Raw genomic sequence first — 24,434 nt, 5'->3', positions numbered from 1 at the left:
CCTACGTGTTACTCACCCGTCCGCCGCTAGCTTGTCCCGAAGGACAAACCCGCTCGACTTGCATGTATTAGGCACGCCGCCAGCGTTCGTCCTGAGCCAGGATCAAACTCTCCATAATAGAAAGATGACTTGCTCATTTGAAGCTAGCGAGATTTTGCAATCTCTTTTATAGTCGATTACTCGACTTGCTTACTCACTCGTTGTTCAGTTTTCAAAGATCAATTTCTTTCGTTCGCTACCGTGTTACCGAAGCAGCGAGAAGTAATATACCANGATTACTCGACTTGCTTACTCACTCGTTGTTCAGTTTTCAAAGATCAATTTCTTTCGTTCGCTACCGTGTTACCGAAGCAGCGAGAAGTAATATACCACAGATCGTTCCTCAATTGCAAGCACTTTTTTTCTTGTCAATTATTGTCGGCGTCTGTCGGAAAGTCATCTTACCATACCTCATTGTTTGAAAGCAAATCCACTTCAATTCGCTTGTCGTGATTGTTTGCTTCAGAACAACGAGGACTAATGTACCATGCCAAGAAATCAATTACAACCCCTTTGGAAAAGTTCCACTATTGCAATTGTTTCGNTGTCGTGATTGTTTGCTTCAGAACAACGAGGACTAATGTACCATGCCAAGAAATCAATTACAACCCCTTTGGAAAAGTTCCACTATTGCAATTGTTTCGAATTGTTTTAATAGAAGCACAATGATCTTCAATCTAAAAAAAAGAACCTGCAAGCAACAGGCTGCAGGTCTATCATTTATATATTAAAAAAAAGGGGGGGGTGAGACCTAGTATAGACTTATTACCTTAAATCAACCTGAATTTTAAATCTCAGCCTGCTGGATAATAAACGGCAAACCCTCCGAGTGAAGCGGCGCTGTTGCCACACCTTGCATTTGGATTTCACCCTTCGGATCCCGTGTTGCAAAATAGAGGAATAACTTCTCGTCGTGGACGATAACATCCGCGTCAATCGCTCTGCCATTGTTCCACGCACCTGTCGGCGCGAAGATCGGGTTCGTTTCATTTTTGGTGAAAATCAGCCCATCCTCCGATACAGCATGACAGATCGCATCCTTCGGAAAATTACCATACGTTTGATAAAATAGGTGCACGCGACCTTCTAACACAATAGCGCCAGGCGCACAAATGCCTTTGGCTTCACAAGGCTGCTCAAGCGGAACTTCACCAATCTTCGTCCAATTGTCTAAATCTGTGCTTTCTGCAACTCCGATTCCCCAACGGCCATCTATGAATGGTCCTCTTGAATAATATAAGAAGTATTTCCCCTTGTAGAAAACAACGGCCGGATCCTTTGCATAGGGTATTCCCGCTGTCATGTCAGCAAATTTCATGATAATCTCTCCCATTCACTTGTATAAAGCTAACCGCTTCTCACGAATTCATGAAAAGCGGTGCTATTATTATCATTAGTTTTGTTTGAATTTCCACATGTCCTTCGCCAAAAATGCGGTATCTTTGTTCTCGTTGTACCATTTCAAGTAGAACTCCTCTAATTTGGCACCGCCTGACTTCGTCCACAAATCTTTCGCGTCTGCAAATGCTTGATCAACCGTGTAAGTGGACCCTGATACAATGGCTTTGTTATAAAAGTCCGTAATTTTGGTCACATTCGTATTCACGATTTTGAGATCTTCCGGCAATGCTGGCATATGTTCACCAGCCGTAATTGGCGCATATTTCACATCATCGCTGAGGTTGGCGATATTATTTTGTTTAATTAGCTCGATGAATTCCTTCTGCAACGGCTGACTGGCATCCATCTGACTTGTTACGCTTGCACAAGGCTCGATCTCGATCTGCTGCAGCAGAAGCTGGAAGTCAAGATTCCAAGATACTTCTTTACTAAACTGCGCCAAATCCTTAGGGCCATAGCAACCATTAGCTTTTTTGGCAGAATCCACTTCAGGTGTTGAATAAAAGAAATGACCTGCAAATAACCGACTTGCTCACCAATCGACTGCACAGGTTCCGTCGTCTGAAGCAGCAACCGCTTAGCTTCTGTCATTCGGATTGCAATCAGATATTCAACGAAGCGCTCACCTGTTTCAGCTTTAAATAACTTGCTCAATACCCGTGAGGGTAAGTCGAATTTCTCACTCAAATAATTGAGGGACAGGTCTGGATTACTGTAATTCTGAAGTAGATACAACTTAATCTCGTCAATGCGATTATGGTGCTCGTTGGCTAGCTGCCATTCTTGAATGGACTCGACCAATGCACCCAGCAAACTATGCAAGCCTACTTGAATATCCCCGATGAGATCCGTTGCAATAAGAGCGGTCCTTGCTTCAACATTGAGCTGAACTACCCAATTGCTGGCGAGTTCTGGCGGCAGATCTTCCATTTCTTTTTCCAAAGCAAAAAATAAATAGTGGATGATATCCAGCACCTTCTCACGAGGAAGCAGTTCTGTTCTCATCTCTACAAATAGACTATCAAAAATCCGCTGCCATTCCACTTCCGCTGCTCGCACAGCCTTAACTAACGAACGTACGGATTGGAGTTGGCGATAAGTATCGCTCTGAAGGTGCGATTTCGTTTCCGTCGCATAATAGACGTGGTTATAACCGCGGAGCGTCCTAAATTGCCCCGCCTTCAGCGCATCTTGATAGGTATGGCTAATTTCCTCTGCATCATTGCCTTTGGTTCCCACATAAATGGATATCGTAAATTTCAAATTCGTGGAAACCCAATTTTGGATTAATTCCGTAAGGGGCTCAATCGACGAGTAATCTTGATCCGGCTGGACATAGATGATAGCGCACAATTGATCCGCTTCCTTCCATTCGAACCAAACCGTCAACTGCTGACTCTGGGCAATTTCTTGCAGCACACCATGAATAACAAACTTAAATAGGGACTGATCCCTGCTCGAGTATTTGGTTTGGAATTCTTGGTAGTTATCGATTTCAATGATCATCACAATCGTGGAGTTAAAAGTCCGAGGAAGCTCTAGTTGCACCGCTTCGGTCTCCCACTCCGCCCCATTCAGCGAGAAATTACCTTCAAGCAGTTCATAAAACCAATACTTTTTGCGGATCGATAAGTCCTCTTGATGCCGAAGTTCATACTGGTTGGATTTCTCCACTAAATTATCCAAAGCTGAGGTAATGAACTGAAATTCATCATGTTCAGACTTCTTTCCCATGGATAGACTTCTTTTCAACGCATAACGATCAATTCGAATCATTATCTCTTCAATCGGTTTATAATTCCGATGGGTAATATACATTAAGAACATAATGCTAAGTAAGATCGCACCGAACATCGGCAGGGTCCAGGCGCCAAAAAATACAGCGAGTAAGCTCCCCTGCTCCAGCTTCGGCACTTTAACGGCAAGCTTCCACCCCGTATAGGAAGACGCAACAGTACTGACTCCCCACGCATTCGGCTCAAAATTTGCATCTACTCCAGGTTCTTTGAACGGCTTGTCCTGGGCACTCAACAGCTCGATGGAATCTGCGGCGCTCGCTTTAATGGATTGCAGCATGCTGCTGAGCGATCCCAGATTAATATTGATAACCACAAGACCACTGGGAACTGCTGATGTGATGGGCACTTTTTTGACAAGAGAAAGCACTTTATCTGAACGCGTTTCCCCAATAAATTGATTATACGAACGAGGAGCTGTCCATTGAACTCCCGATTCCGCCTTAAAAGCTGCTTCCACAAAAGAAGCATCCGCAAATTGATCAAGTTTAAAAAATGGAATTATCCGTAATCACTTCATTGCTGGACTTCTTATAGATGTACACATCGCCGGCAAATGGGAACAACGTCTTAATATTATTTAGCCTCTGCGAAATTTCATAAGCGGCATAAGGCGGCACAGGCTCATTACTACTAAAGTAACCTTTGATCAATTCATCGGTGAGCATCTGTTGGATGAATGGGAGGGGATGACGGAGGAGGGGCGAGAGCAGGATAGATAGGAGCGGTAGTTGGGGAAGAGGGATGGACTGTGGGGAGCACACTTTACTGGGAGAGGACTGACTGCGGGGAGCACACTTTACTGGGAGAGGGACGGACCGTGGGGCAGAGGGGTAAAGATAATGATTTTAGCGTGGCTTATCGCTGCTTCCTTACACAAAAAGGCTCGTTTTCTCGGCTAACACGCCCATACCACCCCTTCGACACCGAAATAGCCCAACTAAATAGCGCCGAAAAGCCTCTACCCAAGAAAGACAGTCAATTAGTTCGGTAAAATCGGACTAAACCGAATTCCCACGAAAATAAGGGTAAGCTTCGCTTACCCCATAGCTCATCACATATGAATGCGCAAAAATGAGGGATGCCGCTTACAGCGGCGCCACGTTGCGCCAGCTGCGCAACGCCGTAATATCTTCCGCGCTTTCGGCCGCGTAAGCTTCACAAACAAAGCCCGGGACTTCCGTGCCGTCCCGGAGTTCAACCTTGCCGATCCCGAGCGGAGCCGGGATCGCTGCCGCAAAGCCGCCGAATGCCTCCAGCGGCATCTCCCAAATCTCCAGCTGGATGGCGGCGCCACCCCGCTGCTGTTTGATCATCCCCGGCTTCGCAGGGGATGTCGGCAGCTTCACAAGGCTGTACTTCGCCGCGGATTCATCCTCCCGGATGAACCGCGCTCCGCAGCCTTGCATCTGCTTCTCCAGCGGGTAGCCACGCATGTGCAGCCCGCAAACCGCAACGAGCGTCGTCTGCGCAGCACCGGCGTTGTCCGCATTTGCAGTTGCACTATCACCCGCACTCACGCCCGCCGCAACTTCGGTCTTCGCCACGTCAACCACAGCTCCCGCCGCAAACAACTCCGCCGCCCCACAAATCAACCCTTCCTCTTCCGCTAACGCGAAGAGCGTAATCCCAAAAGGCGTCTCCGGCGCCGCGTCGCCCGCAGGAACAGCCACCGCACACAGATCCAGCAGATTGCAATGGTTCGTGTAGCGACCCATATCGCGATTCGTGCTGATCGGGTCCGCAAGAACTTGCTCGCGCGTCCACGTGCCTCCACAAGTAGGCATGACAAACACAGCATCCTGCAACAGCTTGCGTGCTTCTAGCTTCAGCTCTTGTAATCTGTGCATCGCAACAAATACCGATGCTGCATCATACTCGCTAGCTGCACCCGAGCGCAATATCTCCTCCGTCACCGGATAAGCTACGCCAGGATTCGCTTCAATAAAGCTACCTAACGCTGCCCAGCGTTCAGCCACCCATGGCCCTTCATATAAAATCGCCGCAGCTTGCGCGAATAGTTCAGCATCTACCTCAACAATCGAAATCCCCTCACGACGAGCCGCCTCACGTACCTGCTCTACAGCCTGCAACCACGCAGCACGATACTCCGCTGCGTAAGGCCCATAGAAGCCAAATTCTCCTGCAGGGAGACATACGCGGTCTGGCAGTCCCGCCGGCTTCCGATCCATGTGGCGGGACCAAGGATCTTCCGCGTGGATGCCTCGCGCCACGCTGTCTACAACAAGCGCATCCGCCAAGGTATGCGCGAAGACGGTGACACAGTCGAGGCTCGCACAGGCGGGCACGACCCCAAGGGTCGGCCATGCGCCGAGACTCGGCTTATAGCCGACTAGGCGATTCAGCGCGGCCGGCACACGGCCGGAGCCTGCTGTATCCGTTCCAAGTGAGAACACCACTTGGCCACGGGCTACGCTGACGGCAGAGCCAGAGCTCGAGCCGCCGCTGATCAGTTCAGGACGCAGCGCGTTATGCGCGGCGCCGTAAGGGCTGCGAGCGCCGACTAAGCCTGTCGCGAACTGATCAAGGTTCGTTTTGCCTACTGGAATGGCACCTGCCGTAATCAATCTCTCCACGACACCCGCATGCTCCTCCGGCGTAAATGCGAATTCTGCGCAGGCCGCCGTCGTCGGAACACCAGCTAGATCAATATTATCTTTGATCGCGAAGGGAATCCCCCACAGAGGTGCATCCGCCATCGGGAGAGATGCCAATCGATCCAAGTACGGCTGAATCGCATCCATCGTCGGCGGCGTAATCCAAATGTTCATATCGGCATCTGCGATGGAACGCTCCACAACGACTGACATGACCTCCTGTGGAGATAATGCGCCAGCTTCATACTTTTCACGCAAGTAAGATATGGTTAATTCTTTTTCCAACTCATCACTACTAATCCGTTCTCCGTCTATTCGCTCTCCCATAGCTCCTCCACCTCTCCCTTACGCAGATTGTGCAATACCCAGAATTAATTGCCCGGCATGCACTTGGTCACCTGGCTTAACGCCAATCATCGAAACAACGCCGTCACAAGGTGCGTGTTGCGGGAACTCCATTTTCATACTTTCAAGGATCGCCAGTTGGTCGCCCTTCTTCACTTGCTCTCCCGGGGCTACCAACACTTTCCAAACACTTCCTGGCATAATGCCACGTACCGCAATCGTACCTGCAGGCAGTGCATCCTCCGGTGCAGCATCTACCGTCTCCTGCTCGGAGACATATTCAGCCAACCCTTTCGCTTTCCAGCTCTCACGTTCTTCTTTGAATGCATCACGCTGCTGGGTACGGAACGTGTCCGTTGTTTCTTCTATAGAACTTAGGAATTGTAGATACTCCCCTAAATCAAACGTCGTCTCTTGAATGTCTGCCTCATAGCGACCGCGAGGGAAGTCCTCACGCAATTGCAGCAGCTCTTCTGCACTCACTTCATAGAATTGGATTTGATCAAAAAACCTCAGCAACCAAGGCTTACCCGCCTGAAAACTCTCTGTGGAGCGCAGACGATTCCACATTTGAATGGTACGTCCTACGAATTGATATCCGCCTGGACCTTCCATTCCATACACACACATGTAAGCTCCGCCGATACCGACGGCATTCTCTGGTGTCCATGTACGCGCAGGGTTGTATTTCGTTGTGACTAGACGATGACGAGGATCAACCGGCGTTGCCACAGGAGCACCTAAATACACATCACCTAACCCCAGTACGAGGTAGTTGGCTTCATAGACGATTTTTTTCACTTCATCTATCGTGTCTAGACCATTGATACGCTGAATGAATTCAAGATTGCTAGGACACCAAGGTGCATCCGGCCGCACGCCTTGTTGATAACGCTCGATCGCAAGTTGCGTTGCTGGATCATCCCATGACAATGGCAAACGCACAATACGCGATGGTACACGGAACTGTTCTAATGGAGGCAGGGCAGCATCAATCTCGATGACTTTCAAACATGCCTCTGTCACCGTAATTTGGGACGGATCAATATGAATTTGCAAAGAGCGAATGCCTGGCGTTAGATCCAGAACAGGAATTGCGCCGCTTTCTGTAATCGCCTGCATCAAAGCCTGCACTTGGAAGCGAAGCAGCAAATCCAGCTCAAGCTCACCGTATTCGACGAGTAAATTTTGGTCTCCGCAGCAGCGGATGGTGATTGGGAAGCGGCGGTTCTCTACTGCATGGAATAGTCGCGGATATTCCGGTGTAATCTCCTCATTTACAGCAGGCAGCTGCACATGCACCAATTGGTCAAAATGTCCCTCGCCAATCGCACGCAGATTGCTCTCTTGCAGATCACGCAGTGCTTCGGCTTCCGGCAGCGTCAGCAGGTGGAAACGGATCGTATCACCAGGGTGCAGCTGACCTAACTTCCAGAACTCCGCCGATGCCGTCGTTACCGGGCACACGAAACCTCCAAGACTCGGCCCATCAGGCCCAAGTAGAATCGGCATATCGCCCGTCAAATCTAGCGTACCAATCGCATAGGCATTATCATGAATATTGGAAGGGTGAAGTCCCGCTTCCCCGCCATCTTCACGTGTCCATAGTGGAGCAGGTCCCTTCAAGCGAACACCCGTTCTCGATGAGTTAAAATGTACTTCCCAGCTCGTTTCTGTCAGTTGATCCAGATACTCCGTACGTAAAAACTCACCTGTACAATGCGGTCCAGGAACGACCCCAATCGTCCATTCACGCGTCATACCTGGGCGATGGTCCTCCGCTAATTCAAACACATCCTGCACCCGATTCTCGCCGCCTTCATTAACGCCGAGCACGTCTCCCGTCCGCAGCGCACGGCCGCCATGCCCCCCGAATCCACCCAACGTAAACGTGGACGAGCTGCCTAGAAGCTTCGGCATATCGAGTCCACCGCCGATCAGCAAATACGTGCGCATGCCTTCTTTGGCTTCGCCAAAGCTCAATACTTGCCCTTGCGCGGCATGGACAGGTCGATACGTAGCTACCGTCTTTCCGTCGAGCTCCGCTTGCATATCCGCACCGGTCACGCAGAACCACATATCGCTGCGGAACTTGTAGGAGCCGCCACGCAAGGTCATTTCCAAGCCAGGCGCATCGTCTGCATTGCCAAGCAGCTTGTTCCCGATGCGGAACGATAATGGATCCATCGGTCCGCATGGCGGGACACCGACATCCCAATGGCGGATACGGCCTGGGAAGTCCTGTACAGTCGTTTGGATTCCGCCATCGACGACTTCAAGTGCGCGCTCTGTTGGCTCGAATGTATTCAGTAGTTGCGTGTAAACATTACCTGAGAGGCAAGCCTCTTCTTGCAGCAGCGCACGCACATACTGCAGGTTCGTCGTTAAACCGTACATGCGCGTCTCAGCCAGCGCTTCTACTAATTTATGGATTGCGTCTAAGCGGTCCTTGCCGTGCACAATGATTTTAGCCAACATCGGATCATAGAGTGTCGTTACAGTAAGACCATCGCGAACCCACGTCTCATTACGAGCTTCACTAGAGAAAACAGCACGATCCAACTGACCCGCACTCGGGCGGAACTGCTGGAGGCAATCCTCTGCGTAAATCCGTGCTTGGATACTGTGGCCTTGCGGCTTGCGGATCAGCGATTGCAGGTCATTCAGCTCCAATGCCGCTTCACGCACCATCCACTCCACGAGGTCAACGCCCAGCACTTCCTCCGTCACGCCATGCTCCACTTGAAGACGCGTGTTCACTTCCAAGAAGTAAAACTCACACGTTTCTGGATCATAGAGATACTCAACCGTTCCTGCACTGCGGTAGCCAACTTCTGCTGCCAATCGCTTCGCCGAAGCAAACATCGCCTCACGCACTTCGTCCGATAAGTTCGGAGCCGGGCTCTCTTCGATGACCTTCTGATTACGGCGTTGAATGGAGCAATCGCGCTCACCTAGCGTCACGACCTCACCTAAGGCGTTGCCGAAAATTTGCACTTCAACGTGACGAGCACGGGCAATATATTTCTCGAGGAACATGCCTCCGTTTTTGAAATTCATTTCGGCCAAATGACGTACACCGTCGTAGGCAGCGCGCAGCGTGGCTTCATCTGCACATACACGCATGCCGATACCGCCGCCGCCCGCTGTACTTTTTAGAATAACCGGGTAGCCAATACGTTTCGCTTCCGTTAAAGCTTCCTCCAACTCCGTGATTAACGGAGTCCCTGGCAACATCGGCACCCCTGCACGTTCAGCGATCTCACGCGCAGAATGCTTCAGTCCGAACATCTCCATTTGCTCAGGAGTCGGTCCGATGAATACAATGCCATGCTCGCGACAAGCCCGGGCGAAATCCGCATTCTCACTCAAGAAGCCATAGCCGGGATGAATCGCTTGAGCGCCTGTTTCGAGCGCTGTTTGCAGGATCAGCTCCGTATTCAAGTAACCCGACTTTGCTGGCCCCTCACCGATCAGAACCGCTTCATCGGCTCCATCCACATGTAAACTATCTTGATCTGCCGCCGTATACACAGCAACGGATTGAACTCCCAATTTGCGCAATGTACGCTCGATACGTACAGCGATTGCTCCACGATTCGCAATTAGCACTTTCGTAAACATCGTAACCACTCCTTCGCATTTATCTTTCGTTATTTATCCCAGATGAGCACCTGAATTGGCGTCGGGTTATAGGCATTACATGGATTGTTAAGCTGCGGACAATTGCTGATTAGTGCCATCGTGCTGCCAATGGACTGCATTTCGACATAACATCCTGGTGCAGATACACCATCATCGAATTTCAAACCACCGTCCGGTGTCACGGGTACGTTCATGAAGAAATTAATGTTTGGCGCCAAATCACGCTTCGTATACACACCGTCTTGCCCTGCTAGCTGCAGCATGAACGTATCGCGACAGTTGTGCATCGACAACTTATCGTGCGCGTAACGCACCGTGTTGCTTTGTGCTGAGCATGAGCCGCCGACCGTATCATGACGCCCGCAGGTGTCAGCTACGATTTTCAGCAATTCCTTGCCTGACTCTGCTCTTAAAATAGAACCTGTGCTCAAGTAGATATTGCTCTGACCTGTAATCGTCGCTACCGCACTATAATGATCCTCGGGATTCTCCGCATTATAGAACAACGTGTCTGCTGCCTGATTCCCTTCCAGATCCACGATCCGCATCACTTGCCCTGGCTTCAGGACACGCATCCAGCCATCTCCCGCCTGAATGATTTCACTATAAATGGCATCCTCCACTTGACGAGGGCTTTCTACTCGATTAAAAACAGCCATACTTCCTGCCTCCTCCGCATTGTCTTTTCTATTAAGAACCTAACAGTGTGTGGTATTCCCATGTATTTTCAAAAGCTCGGCGATTCTCCGGGCGATAATTCAAGCAATAATCGTCTTCATTAACAGGCGAGGCGTTAAGCACCTCTATTTTGATAGGGACCGAAGGATAGCTCTCTCTTGGATCTAATGGATTCGGTGTATTGGACAACACTACTAATGTATCTAACTCCGTCCTTAGTGTGACCGTCGCTCCTGCTGGGCAGTGATCCAGGCTGAGCCTCATGTCCCCCTTGTCATCCACGACAACTTTAGAAAAAAGATTCACCACCGGCATCATATCCCGCATGCTCAGGCCATTGCGAACCAGCTCAACTGCAAAATTCTCTTGACCGCTCCGCAGCCAATCATTGCGCATCTCTTGGTAATTCGTCGTTCCGTACTTGGCATCTGTCGCTGCACGGCTTGTGTATCCGGTAAGTGGATCATGCCACCCTAGACTGTCTTCCACGATACTCACCATCGCACGGCCGTTATCGCTCATTAGTACATTCCCGCGAGTTAGATGAGCGGTATGCTGTGCTTTGAGCGTGTCGGGCATATTGTAGCGCTCCGTCAAATCCTTGGCATGGTACAACTGGATCGACACATTTGCACCTGCTTCCAGCGCAGTCAAACGAATCAACTTTCCTTTGCCAATCGTCCCTGACCATTTATCCCCTTGCCCGATGTCCTTGCTCCAAATATTCCCCATGCTATCGCTCTCCTTCGCTTTTTGCTTAAACAAAAAGGGAGACATCACAAGACCCATTGTCTTGGTGATATCTCCCAGGTTTTTATCCTTCCGTGGCACTCTCTCACAAGAGTGGTTTACTCTCGGACCAGCCCGGTATGCCACCGGCGGAACCCTAGTAAACAATCGTATTCTTTTGTGTTACTAAACATAACATCGTTGATGTTTTGTGTCAATAACCTCTATTTATTTTAGTTAATTAGCATAAAATACTTCTCACAACCCTAATATTGTGTTATATTAACTTACACAAAAGAAGAATAGCTAACATCGTTAATGAATTGGTTAACATCCTTACATGTAAGTAATGAAACATCACATACAAAGTTTTCTAGGGTTCCGCGGGCTGCCTATTTCCCGGACTGGACCAAGAGGAGACGCACAGCTAAAGACTGTGTTCACGGAGGGATAAAAGCCCGGGAGATATCTGTAACCTAGATATCTCCTTGGCTTTTTTGCATACAACTTCCTCTGTGTTCACATTAATCACTGATGAGGGAGTGTTATCGCATGGCCAATGAAATCACACTACGTAAGTCCCTGAGCTTGTACCAAGTTGTTTATATGGGACTCGCTTGGATGACCCCTATGATTTATTTCTCCATCTATGGGATCGCCTATGAAAATGCACACGGGATGCTGACGCAAGCCTATTTACTTGCCTTTATCGCAATCTTTTTTACCGCCTACAGTTATGGTGTGATGTCGAAAGTTTTTCCAACTTCCGGTTCCGCCTACACCTACACCAAAAAAAGCATCCATCCCTATCTAGGCTTCCTTGTAGGCTGGGTCTTACTCCTGGATTATTTCTTCTCACCTATCATCGCGTGCCTAACCTTCGGCATTTACCTTCATGCACAGTTTCCGTCCATTCCAGCTTATGTGTGGATCATTGGACTTAACATCATCCTCGGTCTCATCAACATCATCGGCATCAAATTCTCTGCGAATATCAGCAAATTGTTCGTCTGGATTCAAATCATCTTCATCGCTGTGTTCTGTTTCTTTCTATTCCGCAACTTATCCGGTGTTGGTGGGATTCACCCGCTTCAGCCTTTTCTGCAAACGGATGTGCCTTTCTCTACGATTCTCGCCGGTGCTTCTATTATATGTTTCTCGTTCTTAGGCTTTGATACCGTGACAACGATGGCTGAGGAAACAGTCAACTCTGAGAAAACCATTCCGCGCGCGATCATGATCATCATCATTACAGCCAGTATTCTCTACTTAGTGCCGTCTCTTCTAACACAGCTTGTGTATCCACATCTAACATTCGTAAACATCGATGCTGCAGGCTTTGAACTTGTTAAAATGGTTGGTGGCGCAGCGCTGAGTGCCGTCTTCCTCACCGTTTTGATTCTTGCGATCTTCACACAAGGATTATCGTCGGTTACCAGCGTGTCACGCCTTCTGTTCGTATTGGGTCGAGATAACGTGTTGCCGAAGCGAGTGTTCGCATTCCTTCACCCTAAGTTCAATACACCGGTTATCAACATTGTGATCGTTAGCTTCGTCTCCTTGCTCGCACTCGTGATCTCCCTGGATAATGCCGTAAAATTCGTCAATTTCGGCGCCCTTTCTGCCTTCTTCTTCGTCAACGTATCTGTCATCGCGCAAAAGTATATAAAAGGACGCCAACGCTCACCGAAGCAAACGATACTGTATCTCGTGCTACCGTTGCTTGGCGCCGGATTCATCGGCTATCTACTGTCGTTGCTGGATAAAGATGCGCTATGGATGGGCCTAACGTGGCTGCTGATTGGGGTTGTGTACCATCTTATTCAAAAGCGAGCCGCTCAAACCAAAGATGCTGCAGTGACTATGCGCGCAACTCGTTCTACTCCCCTAAATTAGCGCACAACAAGAAGAACCTGGGAATTTGCATTTCCTCAGGTTCTTCTTTGCGTTGGGATTCCCCACTTACTTCAGTAATCACTCTTCCGCCAACTAGCTAATCATGCTTCGTGCCACGCAAAAAATAACTGGAGTTTTTCCAGCTAAACGCCGCCGGAGGTGCGGAGCGGTCGTTTCCCGGTCTGCTGTCCTACGTTCTACGTTCTACGGTCTACGGTCTACGGTCTACGCTCTACAGTTTACCATCTCCCCTGCCCTACTTCCGATCCGCCGGGAAGACCAGCCCGATCTGTCTACGCGCCTCATCCATGATCGCCATCGCTGCACTGGAATTCGCATGCGAATTCGTCGGAGACTCTAGCTCACCGGCCTGAATTAGTCGGCTAAACTCCTCAGCCTCATAGCGCATCGTCCTTACGCTCTGCTCACGCGTCAAATCTTCTACAGAGCCGTCGCGGTAACGAATTTGCACTTTCTCCGGTTGGTTAATCTTATCGATAACCATGGTTGCCAGTTCGCCTTGAATTTCAGCTGGCAGGTAGGAGCTGGCGATTTTGGAGTGCTGGATGACCGCATCCATTTCTTTGTAGCTTAGCAACAAACTGCCCTCGCCATCCACGCCGGATTCCAGCATTACCGCACTCGCTTGTACCCGTTCAGGTGCACCAAACAATACAACCAATGGATAAATACAATACACACCCAAATCCATCATCGAGCCATTTGAAAATACTGGATTGAACGCATTCAACACAGTCCCCTGCTTGTAGGCGTCATATCTGGATGAATATTGGCAATAGCTTGCAAAATAACGTCTAACTTTCCCAAGCTTATGTAAATTCTCTTGCACGACTTTAAAATTAGGCATGAGCGTTGACTTCAACGCTTCCATGAACACAACCTGATGGCTCTGCGCTGTTTCAATCATAGCGGCCAACTCCGCACTGTTCGAAGCTGCAGGCTTTTCGCAAATCACATGTTTGCCATGCTTCATGCAATGAACAGCATACTCGGCATGTAGGGAGTTCGGGCTCGCAATATATACAGCATCGAATGCGTCACTCTGCGCAAATGCCGTTAAGTCTGTAAATTGATGTACAACATCAAATTTCCCTGCGAATTCCGCAGCCTTTTCTTCCGTGCGGGAGTAAACCGCAGTCAGTTCAAACTCTCCCGTTTCGAGTGCCGCATGAATAAACTCCTCTGTGATCCAGTTCGTACCTATAACTGCAAATCGTATCATTTTCCCCATAACTCCTTCATCCTAGCTATATTCTATGACTTACCCTACCAAATTCAACCTCCGAATTCAATGTCATTGCTTTCAAACCAATCATTGGAACTTCCCATAATGCTTGATCTTCACTTTCGTTTGACAATGAATCTCTACCTCAGGGTACACCTCACGCCATTCCATAGCTTTCCATTCCTTATAGGGAACGATATTCTTAATCGCGTTTCCCAGCCCAAGACTATCTACATTATGCTTCTGCATATCTTTCACTATAGTCTCCAAATGCGAGGTGATGTTCTCACCTATTTTGACCTCTAGTTCATGCCTATCTTCTTCTTTGCTAATTTTCAAATCTCCCATGTATTCCAGGATAGAACCGCTTACTGAAATCTCAAAATCCACTTTGAACGTGCTTCCACCTGTACGACTCGCGTGAATGCGCCGTTTGCTAATCAACGAATCGAACAATACAAGCTCTTTCTTCTCTTCTTCGTTACTAAGACGTATCGGCAATGAACCTAACTTGAAATTTTTGCTTAACATTGAGAAAAAAATCGTTTCCTTTTCGTCAATCCTCATCAGGTACCGATCATCTTGAAATAAAGCAATGCCATTCACCTTCACATGATCGCCAATATCTTTAATGATAGGAGCAATAGGATCAATCCCATCATCGTAATAATCTCTGGTGAACTCATATAAGGTAACCTTCGGAATGCTCTGAAACCTCGTTTCGGATTCCATCATTCGATCAATATACTGTGCTGTTCGCAAGTAATTGCTATAGCTTTTGACTAATAAGTCATGGGCATCTCCATCCACAACGGTCACTTTGACACGCGGTGAAATAGAAGGATCCCTTACCATGGTGTCGATATCATCCCAGAACCCTCGCCGTGCTAGTGTCGTCCCAAACAAAAGATTACGCATCTGACCACTAACCAGAACCAACTGCGTCTGCCTAGCGAGATCTACTTTGGAACCTTTGCTGCTATCCGCAATGCTCGTCAATACCTCTCTCGGCTTTCGGCCTTCACCCACAGCTAGAGGAATGCTATTGGTCACCTTGAGCATACCCCCAGGCATTAAATCGAAACTTGTGGTATGGGTTAGTCCAATTCTCTCTAAGATCCGCTGGTCATTCGCACACCCCGTGATTGTCATCAATAGCATACAAGTCATCAGCCATCGAAACTGAATCTTAAGCAAGCTGTCCTCGCCACCTTTGAATAGAAAGAATGCCAATCAATCCGATCGGTAGGAGAAAAGAATAAGCAATCGTAAAATAAGTAGCAATAAATAACCATTTACCCACCTCATCCAACACACTCGGAATAAACGAAATGAGAAAAGTGGTTGCCATCATAGATAACGCGATCCGCGCAAACTTACTATTCATGAATATTCGTTGGATACATAAACTCGCTGCCCAATGATACATGACAATCGTAATGAGAACCCGAAAAAGCAGAAAACTAAAGAGGATATTCTCCGCTCGCTCAATAAAAGGAAATTTAATATACGCGAGCAAATCTATACAAGGAAACATAATTAATTTCAACTGCTGTAAGCTATAGAAACCAAAGCAAACTAGGCACACACTCACATAAATAAGGAAGCTAACCGCATTAGCTAGTTGTACTCCTGTAAAAAATCGTGTTTTCTTCTGAACATAGGGGAACAACAGCATACAGAGTTCATATCCCAAGAAAGAACCATACAGGTTATAAATCCCCGTCAAGTGCTCTTTCCCCTCTTGAAATATATAGTGCGTATATCGCGATAATTGCAAATCATTGAAAAATGGAATTCCCAAAAACATCATCCACAATACCAAAAAGAAAAATACGGTGCTCGCTTTTACAATTGTATAGAAACCCTTGATGATCAGTAAGTACGCAAGCAGGCTAATAACGAACATGAACGACATCGGGTTCGCTGTTGGAAATGCTGTAACTTGGAAGATAAGAACATACTCCTTAGCAACCAAACTGGCAGTGAGTGACCAAGTTAGCCCCACAATGAGGTATAACGTATAAAGGATCCATTTGGGCAGGCAGCTTTCAAAAATAGTGAATATATCCGCTCCGTTTCCCATCTTCCAAACGATCCTAATCAAATATATGTTGAACGCGGCGATAGCCGCAATGACTACTAACATGAGCCAACCGTTATAACCAAAATATTCAGCTGCAATACGTGGCAAAGCAAAGATCCCCACACCGACTTGTATCATATGAATCAAAATGAAGATATGGAAACCGTTCAGCTTCTCATTCACGCACGGATCATCCTTATTTTCTCATTTTATTCTTCTTCGAATTGGTTGTCTTCGCTTGACTCGATCGTACAGTCAGCATGGAGAATGGCCCACGAATGAAAACATCCTTCCAATCCGTCCATTTTGTAGGCGCAAAAGGTGATAAATAGGATGTCCCCAAGCTGGTTAAGCCACATAAATGGATCACTATATAGCCAATACCCGCCATCAGACCGAAATTCCCCCATATGCCCGCTAACAAAATTAAGCCAAAGCGGATCAAGCGAATCGATGCACTCATCACATAACTTGGAATAACAAAGGATGATATCGCTGATGAAGCAACTGCAATAATGAGAATGTTACTCGTAAGCCCTGCTTGGACAGCTGCTTGGCCAATAACAATACCACCAACGATACCGATGGTTTGACCGATTTTGGTGGGTAAACGAGCCCCTGCTTCGCGCAGCAGTTCTATCGTAACTTCCATCAACATCGCTTCAATAACCGGAGGAAAGGGCACCTTACTTCGTGATTCCCTCAAAGTTAAAATCAATGCCTCAGGAATCATCTCATAATGATACGTAGTCACAGATACATAAACAGCTGTAAACGTAATGGTTATCACGAAAGCGATAAATCGAAGCATCCTTGTAGCAGTCCCAATCGACCATCTCTGATAATAGTCATCCGCAGAAGAGAAGAAGTCGAAGAATGCTGTCGGAGCGCTCACCACGGCTGGACTTCCATCTACAATAGCTAAAATACGACCCCCTACCAATTTGGAAACGGCTGTATCCGGTCGCTCCGTAATTAGGAACTGCGGAAATAACGAGTTGGGATAATCATCGATATATTGAGAAAACATGTTGCCATCATAGACCGCATCAATCTCAATTCCACGAATACGGCGAATAAATTCATCAACCAAGTCCATATTCGCAATGCCTTTGATATACAGGACAAATATGATGGTTTTAGTGACTTCACCGACTTCTAACTTGATGACTTTTAAATGAGAACTCTTCACCCGTCTTCGGACTAATGAAAGATTCGTGCCCGCTGTTTCAGTAAACGCATCATGCGGCCCCGTAATAACGGTCTCGGTTTCGGACTGCTGCACACTTCTGGATTCAGGGCCATAAACAAAAAATAAATATACGTTTTCATTATGAAAAATTGCCACTTGCCCAGACAATATCCCAATGACAATTTGCTTAGGGTCATCCGATTGTTCAAATTGTGACTGCTCCAAAATGTGGCTTAAATCATCCGTTTGCACATTCGCTAATGGGTCTATAACTTCCCGAGACAATTGCGTGTGATCAATCATATGGGGAATATAAACAATATCAACTCGGATATTCGGTATGTGTCGATGAAACACATCAACACAATCTTCGAACTGTTCAAGAATGTGAGCTAATGATATAGGCCCATCCGTAGTAGCGGATTCGATTATCGCAGGTATCTCAAATCGTTTAGGCTCTTTGTCTACTTGCCGCGAGAAAGAAAACAATAAACGATCCCATATGGCCATGCATAATCCCCCCACTAGAGCTTTCCATTATTCTGAGCAGTTACGTTTAAAATATTCCATTTCGCCCAAAAGTTGCGCTTGGACACACCCTTGACACGAAACCAAATGGTTTCGTATAATTGGACATGTAACCAAACGGTTTCGCGTTAGCGCGCCCGATGCAAAAGTGATTTTACGGGGAAACTAAGTGGATGTGAATGGTATCCATAGAGGATACCTGGACAGCGCTGAGTTTTCTGCATAAGAGTAAGGTACAAGTAAATTACAACACTAAACACTGGAGGCTTTTAACAATGGAAAATCACATGCAAACACTACCTGATATTAAACAAACCCTGGTATTCAATGCACCAATACAAAAAGTGTGGAGCGCTGTTGCCACTTCGGAAGGCATCGCAGTTTGGTTCATGCCAAATAATTTCATGCCAGAGATCGGTTATGAATTTCACTTGGAAGCTGGTCCTTTCGGCAAATCCCCTTGTAAGGTTACAGAATTAGATCCACCGAATCGCCTAAGCTTCTCTTGGGGAAAGGACTGGTTCTTAACCTTTGAATTAAGCGAGTTAGATGGCAAAACACAGTTCACCCTCACCCACGGCGGCTGGGATATCGACAAAGTTACCGAATTCGGTCAACCGCATGATACTGTTCGCGAAACAATGTCACAAGGCTGGGCAGGCATCGTTCAAAGGCTATCTGCTTACATCGAGGCGTAAGATGGCCATTCCCGCGCAAAAGCATGACGTCTTCCAGGCCATAGCCGATCCCACACGACGACATCTGCTGCAGCTTTTGGGTGATCAGGAAATGCCTGTCACTGTTATCTCAGGCCATTTCCCCATGAGCCGTACAGCGGTATCGAAGCATCTTCGTATTCTCGCCGAAGCCGGTTTAGTGAAAGAACGCAAAGTCGGCCGCGAGACCCGTTACCGATTGGAGGCCGAGCCTCTGATGGAGCTCAAACGTTGGCTTTCCTATTACGAGCGCTATTGGGAAAATAAACTCAATGTGCTCAAGCGTTTCGTTGAGCAGGATGATGATACAGTTGACCTCACATTCACCCCACTTGAAGTGGTAGATCCTGAGAAATAGATGAATTGCTCGAAGAACCTCCCGATTTGGGAGGCTTTTTGGCGACCGATCGGATTCGGGCAGAGATCGTCTGCCCCTTACCGTGAGGGGTGCGATGGACAGCGCGGAGTGCGATGGGCCGTGCGGGTGCGATGGGCCGCGAGATGGAATAGATGGAAAAACTCCATTTAATTTTGGGATTTTCATATCCGAAATTAACTAATAAAAAGTAATTAACTTACTTGACGAAGCAGTGGCAAAGACGGTATCATTAGTTACATAAAGTAATTAAATATATTTAAGTACATTAACTATAGATAAGGAGATGTTTTTGCATGATTTCACCGATTTTTGTAGGGCACGGTTCACCGATGATGGCGCTGCAGGATACCGCTTGTACGCAATTTCTACTCGATTACGGAAAAAAACTGTCACCCAAAGCCATCGTCATTTTCACCGCTCATTGGGAAACAGAAGTACTTACCATTTCCTCCACGAATGATGTATATGAAACCATTTATGATTTCCGGGGCTTCCCTGATGAGCTTTTTCAATTAAAATACCCAGTCAAAGGGGACGTTGCTCTGGCTCAATCCATCGCGGAGCGCTTTCAAGCGAAGGACATTCCTGTTCAACTCGATAGCACACGCGGCTTAGACCACGGCTCATGGGTACCACTCTTACGGATGTTCCCTACACCTGAATGCCCCGTCATTCAAATTTCGGTGAATCCGTATTTGCCACCAGCCGAGCAGTACCGAATCGGCGAAGCCCTGCGTGGTCTCGATCAGGATGATATCCTGATCATTGGCAGCGGCGCCACCGTGCATAACCTGCGCGCGCTGAACTGGAATGCGACCGAGCCCGATGCTTGGGCGGTGGCTTTTGACGATTGGCTTGCCGCCAATATGCAAGCTAAGAACCTAGGGGCGTTGTTCAACTACGCCGCAGAAGCCCCTAATGCGAAGATGGCCGTGCCGCGCCCTGAGCATTTCATCCCGCTCTACATCGCGATGGGGAGCGGCGATCCTGGCCGGCCAGTCCAGATCATCCACCGCAGCTACGAGGTGGGATCGCTGAGCTATTTGGCCGTTTCATTTTAAGAAGCGTCCCGCATGAAATTGGCAGGGTTGCACAAGCTAACATCACCAATCTCAACAAACTGAGGTGCACTGGTATTGGCTTGGACATGGACAACTCGCATCATTCAAATCTTGTTAGCGACAGCTTATGTCATGTTCGGGGTTCTGAAGCTGTCCGCCCATGACCTGCAAACGCAAATCTTCACGTCGACCTATGGCTATAGTGTAACCTTCATGTACATCGTCGGAGCCGTCGAACTAGTCGCCGGCATCGGGCTCATCATTGGCCTGCGACACCTGCGGGTTGCGCTGCTCTCCGCAGGTGTTATCGCCATGATTATGGCAAGCGCGATGCTGACCCATATCCGCTCCCACGAAGGAATGCGGACTTCAGTGCTACCGCTGATCTTCCTTGCGATGGCAATATTCATCGTTGTGAGAAGCTCGCGTGGGCGAGAACGAGAACGGCACTAAAAATCCAAAAGTGTACAAGCCACTTGGCCTGCACGCTTTTATTATTGAACAACAACTTCGCAGTTTTCGCATTAGAAGAGCCCCTCATTGCATCAGAAAGAATCCTCCCTCGATAATGGTCAAGGGAGGATTCTCCAGAAGCGGTTAACGATGTGCAAGTTGCTTGAGAAGCCGGTTCAGATGCCCGATATCTTCACCAAGGCCGGAGAAGAAAGCCCGGTCCTCCTCTTCTACAGCCTGAACGGCGTGTGAAGCGATCTCGTCTCCAGACTTCGTTATCAATATTACGTTCGCTCTAGAATCCTTCGGATGAGGTCTACGTTCAATGTATCCTTTTTTCTCCAGTGTCCTCAGCACCTGCGACGTAACGTTGACATCCATCTGTACATGCTGTGCTAATTGAACTTGTGTAATGTCGGTATGGTCATTTTTATCATGGAGCCATTTGCAGGAAAAGAGCAGCACGAATTGCGGGTGGGTCAACTCAAAAGGATCCAAAGCCTTCCGAATCGCCTTTTGCCAAATATTCGTCACCTGCCACAGCATAAAGCCAGGGCTTTCCTCTGCGTTACTGAATTTCGAACTCATTTCCGTTTCCTCCAACGCTTTTCAGCTTTTCAACATGGCATCCGCAATGACCCGAAAGTCTTGCGGTGATATCTCAAAGTGCCCAAAACGAAACGGGTAACCCCAACTTTTCACTCCGCGTGTAAAGCTAAGCTGCTCTAAAAGAGAGCTAATCTTCGTTTCTTTACAGTCAGTATATCGAATGTCACGACGAAAGGGTATGAAAGAATCTGACATCGGATATTCATATACCTTGTCATCCAGAACTTGACCGATAGCAGTGAAGGCTTGCAGCGGCTCCCCATCCTTCATCTCCGTGCGAGGGGAGTAATAGATAAGCCAATCACCAGATCGCATTCGCCTTAAGGGCGCTGCTTTCCCATGACAGAGCTGGGCGAACCCGCCAAGTACACCCCGTTTCACGTGAGAAGCCGAAACGACGCCAATCCAATAACGGCTTTGTACATTCAATAGTTCAGATTGCATGCTGACGCTCCCTTTCCAACGCCAACGTAACAAGCCCCTCCATCGTAAGCGGTATGCCTTCGACCATACCAGCTCCAATCACAGGACCTAAATGTTCCGCATTTGGCCCTGTGATCGTCACCTCATGTGTAACCGTCGTCCCTTCGGCAGTTTCCTTTAAACGATGCGTGAAGTGAATTTGAATCCCTGCGTCCGGAATATCGGTAACATCCGAAAAGCCGTGCAGAGGATTGACCTCCTTCAGCTCAAAGATTAGGCGGTCCTGGCCTTCCGGCTGCAGCAACCCGCGTGTACCTGTAACAAACGCTCCCTCTAGCGAAGCATGTACAATCCCTTTGTCCCATTCCACCCAAGTTGAGATATCGCTGTACAGATTCCAAATCGTCTCCGCTTTTGCCAATGTCGTTATAGTGTGTTCAAATTTCCACATCATGTATCACTCCTCACATAATATCTATACATATAATATCAATACATATTATATGTGTCAATACTATATATCCAAACTTCCATTAAGGTGTATGAATACCACGTCCTCTGACCATAGCTGAATATGCGCTGAAAGTATTCAACACGTGTTCAGACTGCTAAAAAAAAGAGACCCACAGCAACGGGCTGCGGGTCTTAAGTATATATATATTTAAAAGGGGGTCGAATTTCATTATAGGCTCCGAACCTTAAAGCGAGATGAAATTCAGATGTCATTTCCGTGACAAATGATTCCTACTTCGTTACAGCTTGCACGCCGTTTCTTTACTCAGTCAACTTAGGCTTGATCGGAATATAAATATCCATCTCCACAAGCTCATGCAGGTTAGAATGACAGCGCTCATCATACCATTCAAACTCGGCACTCCCCGCATGTTCGTACCCTGAATGAGGAAACCACTCCGAGAAGATCGCCTGCCATGTTGTCTGAATCGATGCAACGAAGTGATCCTGCTTCACCTTCGGTGTCGTGAATACAGCATAATCCGCCTCCGGAAACTCGCGACATACCATATTCTCCGGAACGTCATCGAAGCTCGTTGCCTCCATTCCGATGATGTAGGTCAAATCCCCGCTCTCCAAGTCGAAATCTGCGCAAATTCCAAGTTCAACGGGCAGCCCTGTGTGAACACGATTCGGAATATGTTGCCCTAGCCCTTCTTGCATATACTTCTGCCAGAACAATGGGATATCTCGGTGATTCTGCCCCTCCTTGCAGGATGTCTTCAATTCATATCCAATCAGTTTAAAACTAGGTTTCGTTCTCAATGCGTAGTCCATGCGTATTCCTCCTAAATAGTGATTAAATTTCCGATCCAGCACATTCACTTGGGGATAGTTAGGCGGTCGTATGCCTTGCTTGCGATAGGCAAGCGGCGTACGTTCAAACACCTTTTTGAACGCCCGCGTAAAATTCTCTGGGGACCCAAAGCCATTGTCGAGGGCAATATCGATTAATTTCTGCTCCGTGTGTGCGATTTGATAAGCTGCTCTCGCTAATCTTCGTTTGCGCACATACTCCATCACCGCGTCGCCCACCATCGTTTGAAAGACCCGATGGAAATGAAAGGCAGAGAAACAGGCAACCTCGGCTAAGCTTTCCACAGACAGCGTTCCCGATAGATGCTCCTCAATATGATCTAGCGTCATCTGAATCCGCGTCTCATAATTGGTGTCCATCCTCTGCCCCCTTCGACTTTATAATCTCAGTTTAAGCCATTTGGAACTACGCTTCTTGATATTTCTTGCTCCCTATTTCCAACTTCCTTTGGAAGGAACGGAATAAGTCCTGTATTGATTCTTCCCCTTAATCTCAAGGAGATTCAACTGCAGGCCATAGGCACAACCGCCATCGATCCCGATTTTGTCCGTATCAAACCACACTTCCGCTTTCCCATGAATATCCTTCGTCGTCGTATGTCCGAACACTACAATCTTCTTCACTACTGTTTTCTGCTGCACAAATGGCGCACGTATCCAAATAAAGTCCCGCTCCGGCTGTGTTTTCCAATCTACATAAGCGGGATTCAGCCCTGCATGAACAAAAATATGCGTGTCATTCTCGTAATAAAGCGGCAACTCACGTAAAAATGCAAGATGTTCACTGCAATTCGCTCGTATGCGCTCTTTCGCTGTTTTCAAATCAAAGTCCCTGACCCCGCTAAAGCTTTGAAACGTCTGTATGCCACCATGTTCAAAAAACTTCATTTCCGTCAAATCATCGGTCCCGTTCATCACTTCCAAAAAACGCTGATCATGGTTTCCTTTGAGCGCAATCGCACCCTTCTCACGTACTAGGAGCATCACATGCTCCACGGTCTCCCTACTCGCCGGCCCACGGTCTACATAATCTCCTAGTAAAATAAGCTGATCTTCTTCCGGGTTAAACTTTACTTTATCTAGTAACTCCTTAAATTCATCCGCACAACCGTGGATATCACTGACAACTAGCAATCGTTTCATAGACGTTTCCCCCTGATGTTCTCTTGTCAAACTCCCATGTATATGTAGCTTATTTTAGCATATTTCGCCACGTACAAGCCCCCTTAATTATGGAAATCAAGGTGAAGGCAGTAAAAAGGACG

22 protein-coding genes, 1 rRNA gene and 2 riboswitches are annotated in these 24,434 nt (G+C 47.7%); of the genes, 5 read left to right on the top strand and 18 right to left on the bottom strand.

The features are described 5' to 3' along the window. The 9 genes from ASG89_RS16385 to ASG89_RS16350 all read right to left on the bottom strand — a co-directional run. Window positions 1–118: ribosomal RNA gene (locus ASG89_RS16385) — 16S ribosomal RNA — on the bottom strand; the annotation flags it as partial. Window positions 119–826: 708 nt separating this feature from the next. Next, a complete protein-coding gene (locus ASG89_RS16380) occupies window positions 827–1,357 on the bottom strand; it encodes a family 43 glycosylhydrolase (RefSeq protein ID WP_235549790.1) in 531 nt (176 codons plus the stop codon). Between the two features lie 75 nt (window positions 1,358–1,432). Then, entirely contained in the window at window positions 1,433–1,786 is a 354-nt protein-coding gene (locus ASG89_RS16375) for a hypothetical protein (RefSeq protein ID WP_057311767.1), read from the bottom strand. 8 nt (window positions 1,787–1,794) lie between these two features. After that, the gene (locus ASG89_RS16370; protein ID WP_057311766.1) at window positions 1,795–3,696 is read right to left on the bottom strand and encodes a helix-turn-helix transcriptional regulator; all 1,902 of its coding nucleotides are present in this window, start codon (window positions 3,694–3,696) and stop codon (window positions 1,795–1,797) included. Between the two features lie 28 nt (window positions 3,697–3,724). Next, window positions 3,725–3,889 (bottom strand): hypothetical protein, encoded by a 165-nt coding sequence (locus ASG89_RS37705; protein ID WP_235549789.1) that lies wholly within the window; start codon window positions 3,887–3,889, stop codon window positions 3,725–3,727. Between the two features lie 435 nt (window positions 3,890–4,324). After that, on the bottom strand, window positions 4,325–6,181 hold the full coding sequence (gene atzF / locus ASG89_RS16365; protein ID WP_057311765.1) for an allophanate hydrolase: 1,857 nt from the start codon (window positions 6,179–6,181) through the stop codon (window positions 4,325–4,327). Between the two features lie 18 nt (window positions 6,182–6,199). Further along, window positions 6,200–9,823 (bottom strand): urea carboxylase, encoded by a 3,624-nt coding sequence (gene uca / locus ASG89_RS16360; RefSeq protein WP_057311764.1) that lies wholly within the window; start codon window positions 9,821–9,823, stop codon window positions 6,200–6,202. A 29-nt stretch (window positions 9,824–9,852) separates the two neighbouring features. Then, window positions 9,853–10,503, bottom strand: coding sequence for an urea amidolyase associated protein UAAP2 (locus tag ASG89_RS16355; RefSeq protein ID WP_057311763.1), 651 nt, complete (start codon window positions 10,501–10,503; stop codon window positions 9,853–9,855). A 31-nt stretch (window positions 10,504–10,534) separates the two neighbouring features. Next, complete coding sequence (locus tag ASG89_RS16350) at window positions 10,535–11,254, bottom strand: urea amidolyase associated protein UAAP1 (protein ID WP_057311762.1); 720 nt, start codon at window positions 11,252–11,254, stop codon at window positions 10,535–10,537. A 69-nt stretch (window positions 11,255–11,323) separates the two neighbouring features. Further along, a riboswitch (guanidine-I (ykkC/yxkD leader) is annotated at window positions 11,324–11,423 on the bottom strand. Window positions 11,424–11,613: 190 nt separating this feature from the next. After that, a riboswitch (guanidine-I (ykkC/yxkD leader) is annotated at window positions 11,614–11,718 on the top strand. Window positions 11,719–11,803: 85 nt separating this feature from the next. Here ASG89_RS16350 and ASG89_RS16345 point away from each other — a divergent pair. Beyond that, on the top strand, window positions 11,804–13,147 hold the full coding sequence (locus ASG89_RS16345) for an APC family permease (protein ID WP_057311761.1): 1,344 nt from the start codon (window positions 11,804–11,806) through the stop codon (window positions 13,145–13,147). A 256-nt stretch (window positions 13,148–13,403) separates the two neighbouring features. On the opposite strand, the gene ASG89_RS16340 is transcribed toward ASG89_RS16345, so the two are convergent. From ASG89_RS16340 to ASG89_RS16325, 4 genes are all read right to left on the bottom strand, one after another. Next, a complete protein-coding gene (locus ASG89_RS16340; protein WP_057311760.1) occupies window positions 13,404–14,390 on the bottom strand; it encodes a Gfo/Idh/MocA family protein in 987 nt (328 codons plus the stop codon). Window positions 14,391–14,480: 90 nt separating this feature from the next. After that, window positions 14,481–15,590, bottom strand: a complete 1,110-nt coding sequence (locus ASG89_RS16335; RefSeq protein WP_057311759.1) for a Ger(x)C family spore germination protein — start codon at window positions 15,588–15,590, stop codon at window positions 14,481–14,483. Further along, window positions 15,583–16,662, bottom strand: coding sequence for a GerAB/ArcD/ProY family transporter (locus ASG89_RS16330; protein ID WP_057311758.1), 1,080 nt, complete (start codon window positions 16,660–16,662; stop codon window positions 15,583–15,585). The genes ASG89_RS16335 and ASG89_RS16330 overlap by 8 nt, the downstream gene beginning before the upstream one ends. 13 nt (window positions 16,663–16,675) lie before the next feature. Next, window positions 16,676–18,181: a spore germination protein gene (locus ASG89_RS16325; protein ID WP_082593320.1), complete on the bottom strand. Its 1,506-nt coding sequence runs from the start codon at window positions 18,179–18,181 to the stop codon at window positions 16,676–16,678. A gap of 293 nt (window positions 18,182–18,474) precedes the next feature. Here ASG89_RS16325 and ASG89_RS16320 point away from each other — a divergent pair, with 293 nt between their 5' ends. The 4 genes from ASG89_RS16320 to ASG89_RS16305 all read left to right on the top strand — a co-directional run bounded on the left by ASG89_RS16320 (window position 18,475) and on the right by ASG89_RS16305 (window position 20,808). After that, window positions 18,475–18,897 (top strand): SRPBCC family protein, encoded by a 423-nt coding sequence (locus ASG89_RS16320; protein WP_057311757.1) that lies wholly within the window; start codon window positions 18,475–18,477, stop codon window positions 18,895–18,897. 1 nt (window position 18,898) lies between these two features. Then, window positions 18,899–19,273, top strand: a complete 375-nt coding sequence (locus tag ASG89_RS16315) for an ArsR/SmtB family transcription factor (RefSeq protein ID WP_057311756.1) — start codon at window positions 18,899–18,901, stop codon at window positions 19,271–19,273. 314 nt (window positions 19,274–19,587) lie between these two features. Next, on the top strand, window positions 19,588–20,355 hold the full coding sequence (locus ASG89_RS16310; RefSeq protein ID WP_057311755.1) for a DODA-type extradiol aromatic ring-opening family dioxygenase: 768 nt from the start codon (window positions 19,588–19,590) through the stop codon (window positions 20,353–20,355). 75 nt (window positions 20,356–20,430) lie between these two features. Beyond that, window positions 20,431–20,808, top strand: coding sequence for a DoxX family protein (locus tag ASG89_RS16305; RefSeq protein WP_057311754.1), 378 nt, complete (start codon window positions 20,431–20,433; stop codon window positions 20,806–20,808). 144 nt (window positions 20,809–20,952) lie between these two features. Here the strand turns inward: ASG89_RS16305 and ASG89_RS16300 are convergent, their stop codons facing one another. From ASG89_RS16300 to ASG89_RS16280, 5 genes are all read right to left on the bottom strand, one after another. Then, window positions 20,953–21,396 (bottom strand): MarR family winged helix-turn-helix transcriptional regulator, encoded by a 444-nt coding sequence (locus ASG89_RS16300; protein ID WP_057311753.1) that lies wholly within the window; start codon window positions 21,394–21,396, stop codon window positions 20,953–20,955. A gap of 21 nt (window positions 21,397–21,417) precedes the next feature. Continuing rightward, on the bottom strand, window positions 21,418–21,861 hold the full coding sequence (locus ASG89_RS16295; protein ID WP_057311752.1) for an EVE domain-containing protein: 444 nt from the start codon (window positions 21,859–21,861) through the stop codon (window positions 21,418–21,420). Then, window positions 21,851–22,294 (bottom strand): SRPBCC family protein, encoded by a 444-nt coding sequence (locus tag ASG89_RS16290; protein WP_082593318.1) that lies wholly within the window; start codon window positions 22,292–22,294, stop codon window positions 21,851–21,853. The genes ASG89_RS16295 and ASG89_RS16290 overlap by 11 nt, the downstream gene beginning before the upstream one ends. Before the next feature lie 320 nt (window positions 22,295–22,614). Next, entirely contained in the window at window positions 22,615–23,529 is a 915-nt protein-coding gene (locus tag ASG89_RS16285) for an AraC family transcriptional regulator (protein ID WP_057311750.1), read from the bottom strand. A gap of 72 nt (window positions 23,530–23,601) precedes the next feature. After that, on the bottom strand, window positions 23,602–24,312 hold the full coding sequence (locus ASG89_RS16280) for a metallophosphoesterase family protein (RefSeq protein WP_057311749.1): 711 nt from the start codon (window positions 24,310–24,312) through the stop codon (window positions 23,602–23,604). Between the last annotated feature and the right edge of the window lie 122 nt (window positions 24,313–24,434).

Origin of the sequence: Paenibacillus sp. Soil766 (genome assembly GCF_001428105.1) — a bacterium.
In the GTDB taxonomy this organism is placed as follows: Bacteria; Bacillota; Bacilli; order Paenibacillales; family NBRC-103111; genus Paenibacillus_E.
Note: the sequence above shows the minus strand (reverse complement) of the source record. Positions and strands in the feature narration are given on the sequence as shown.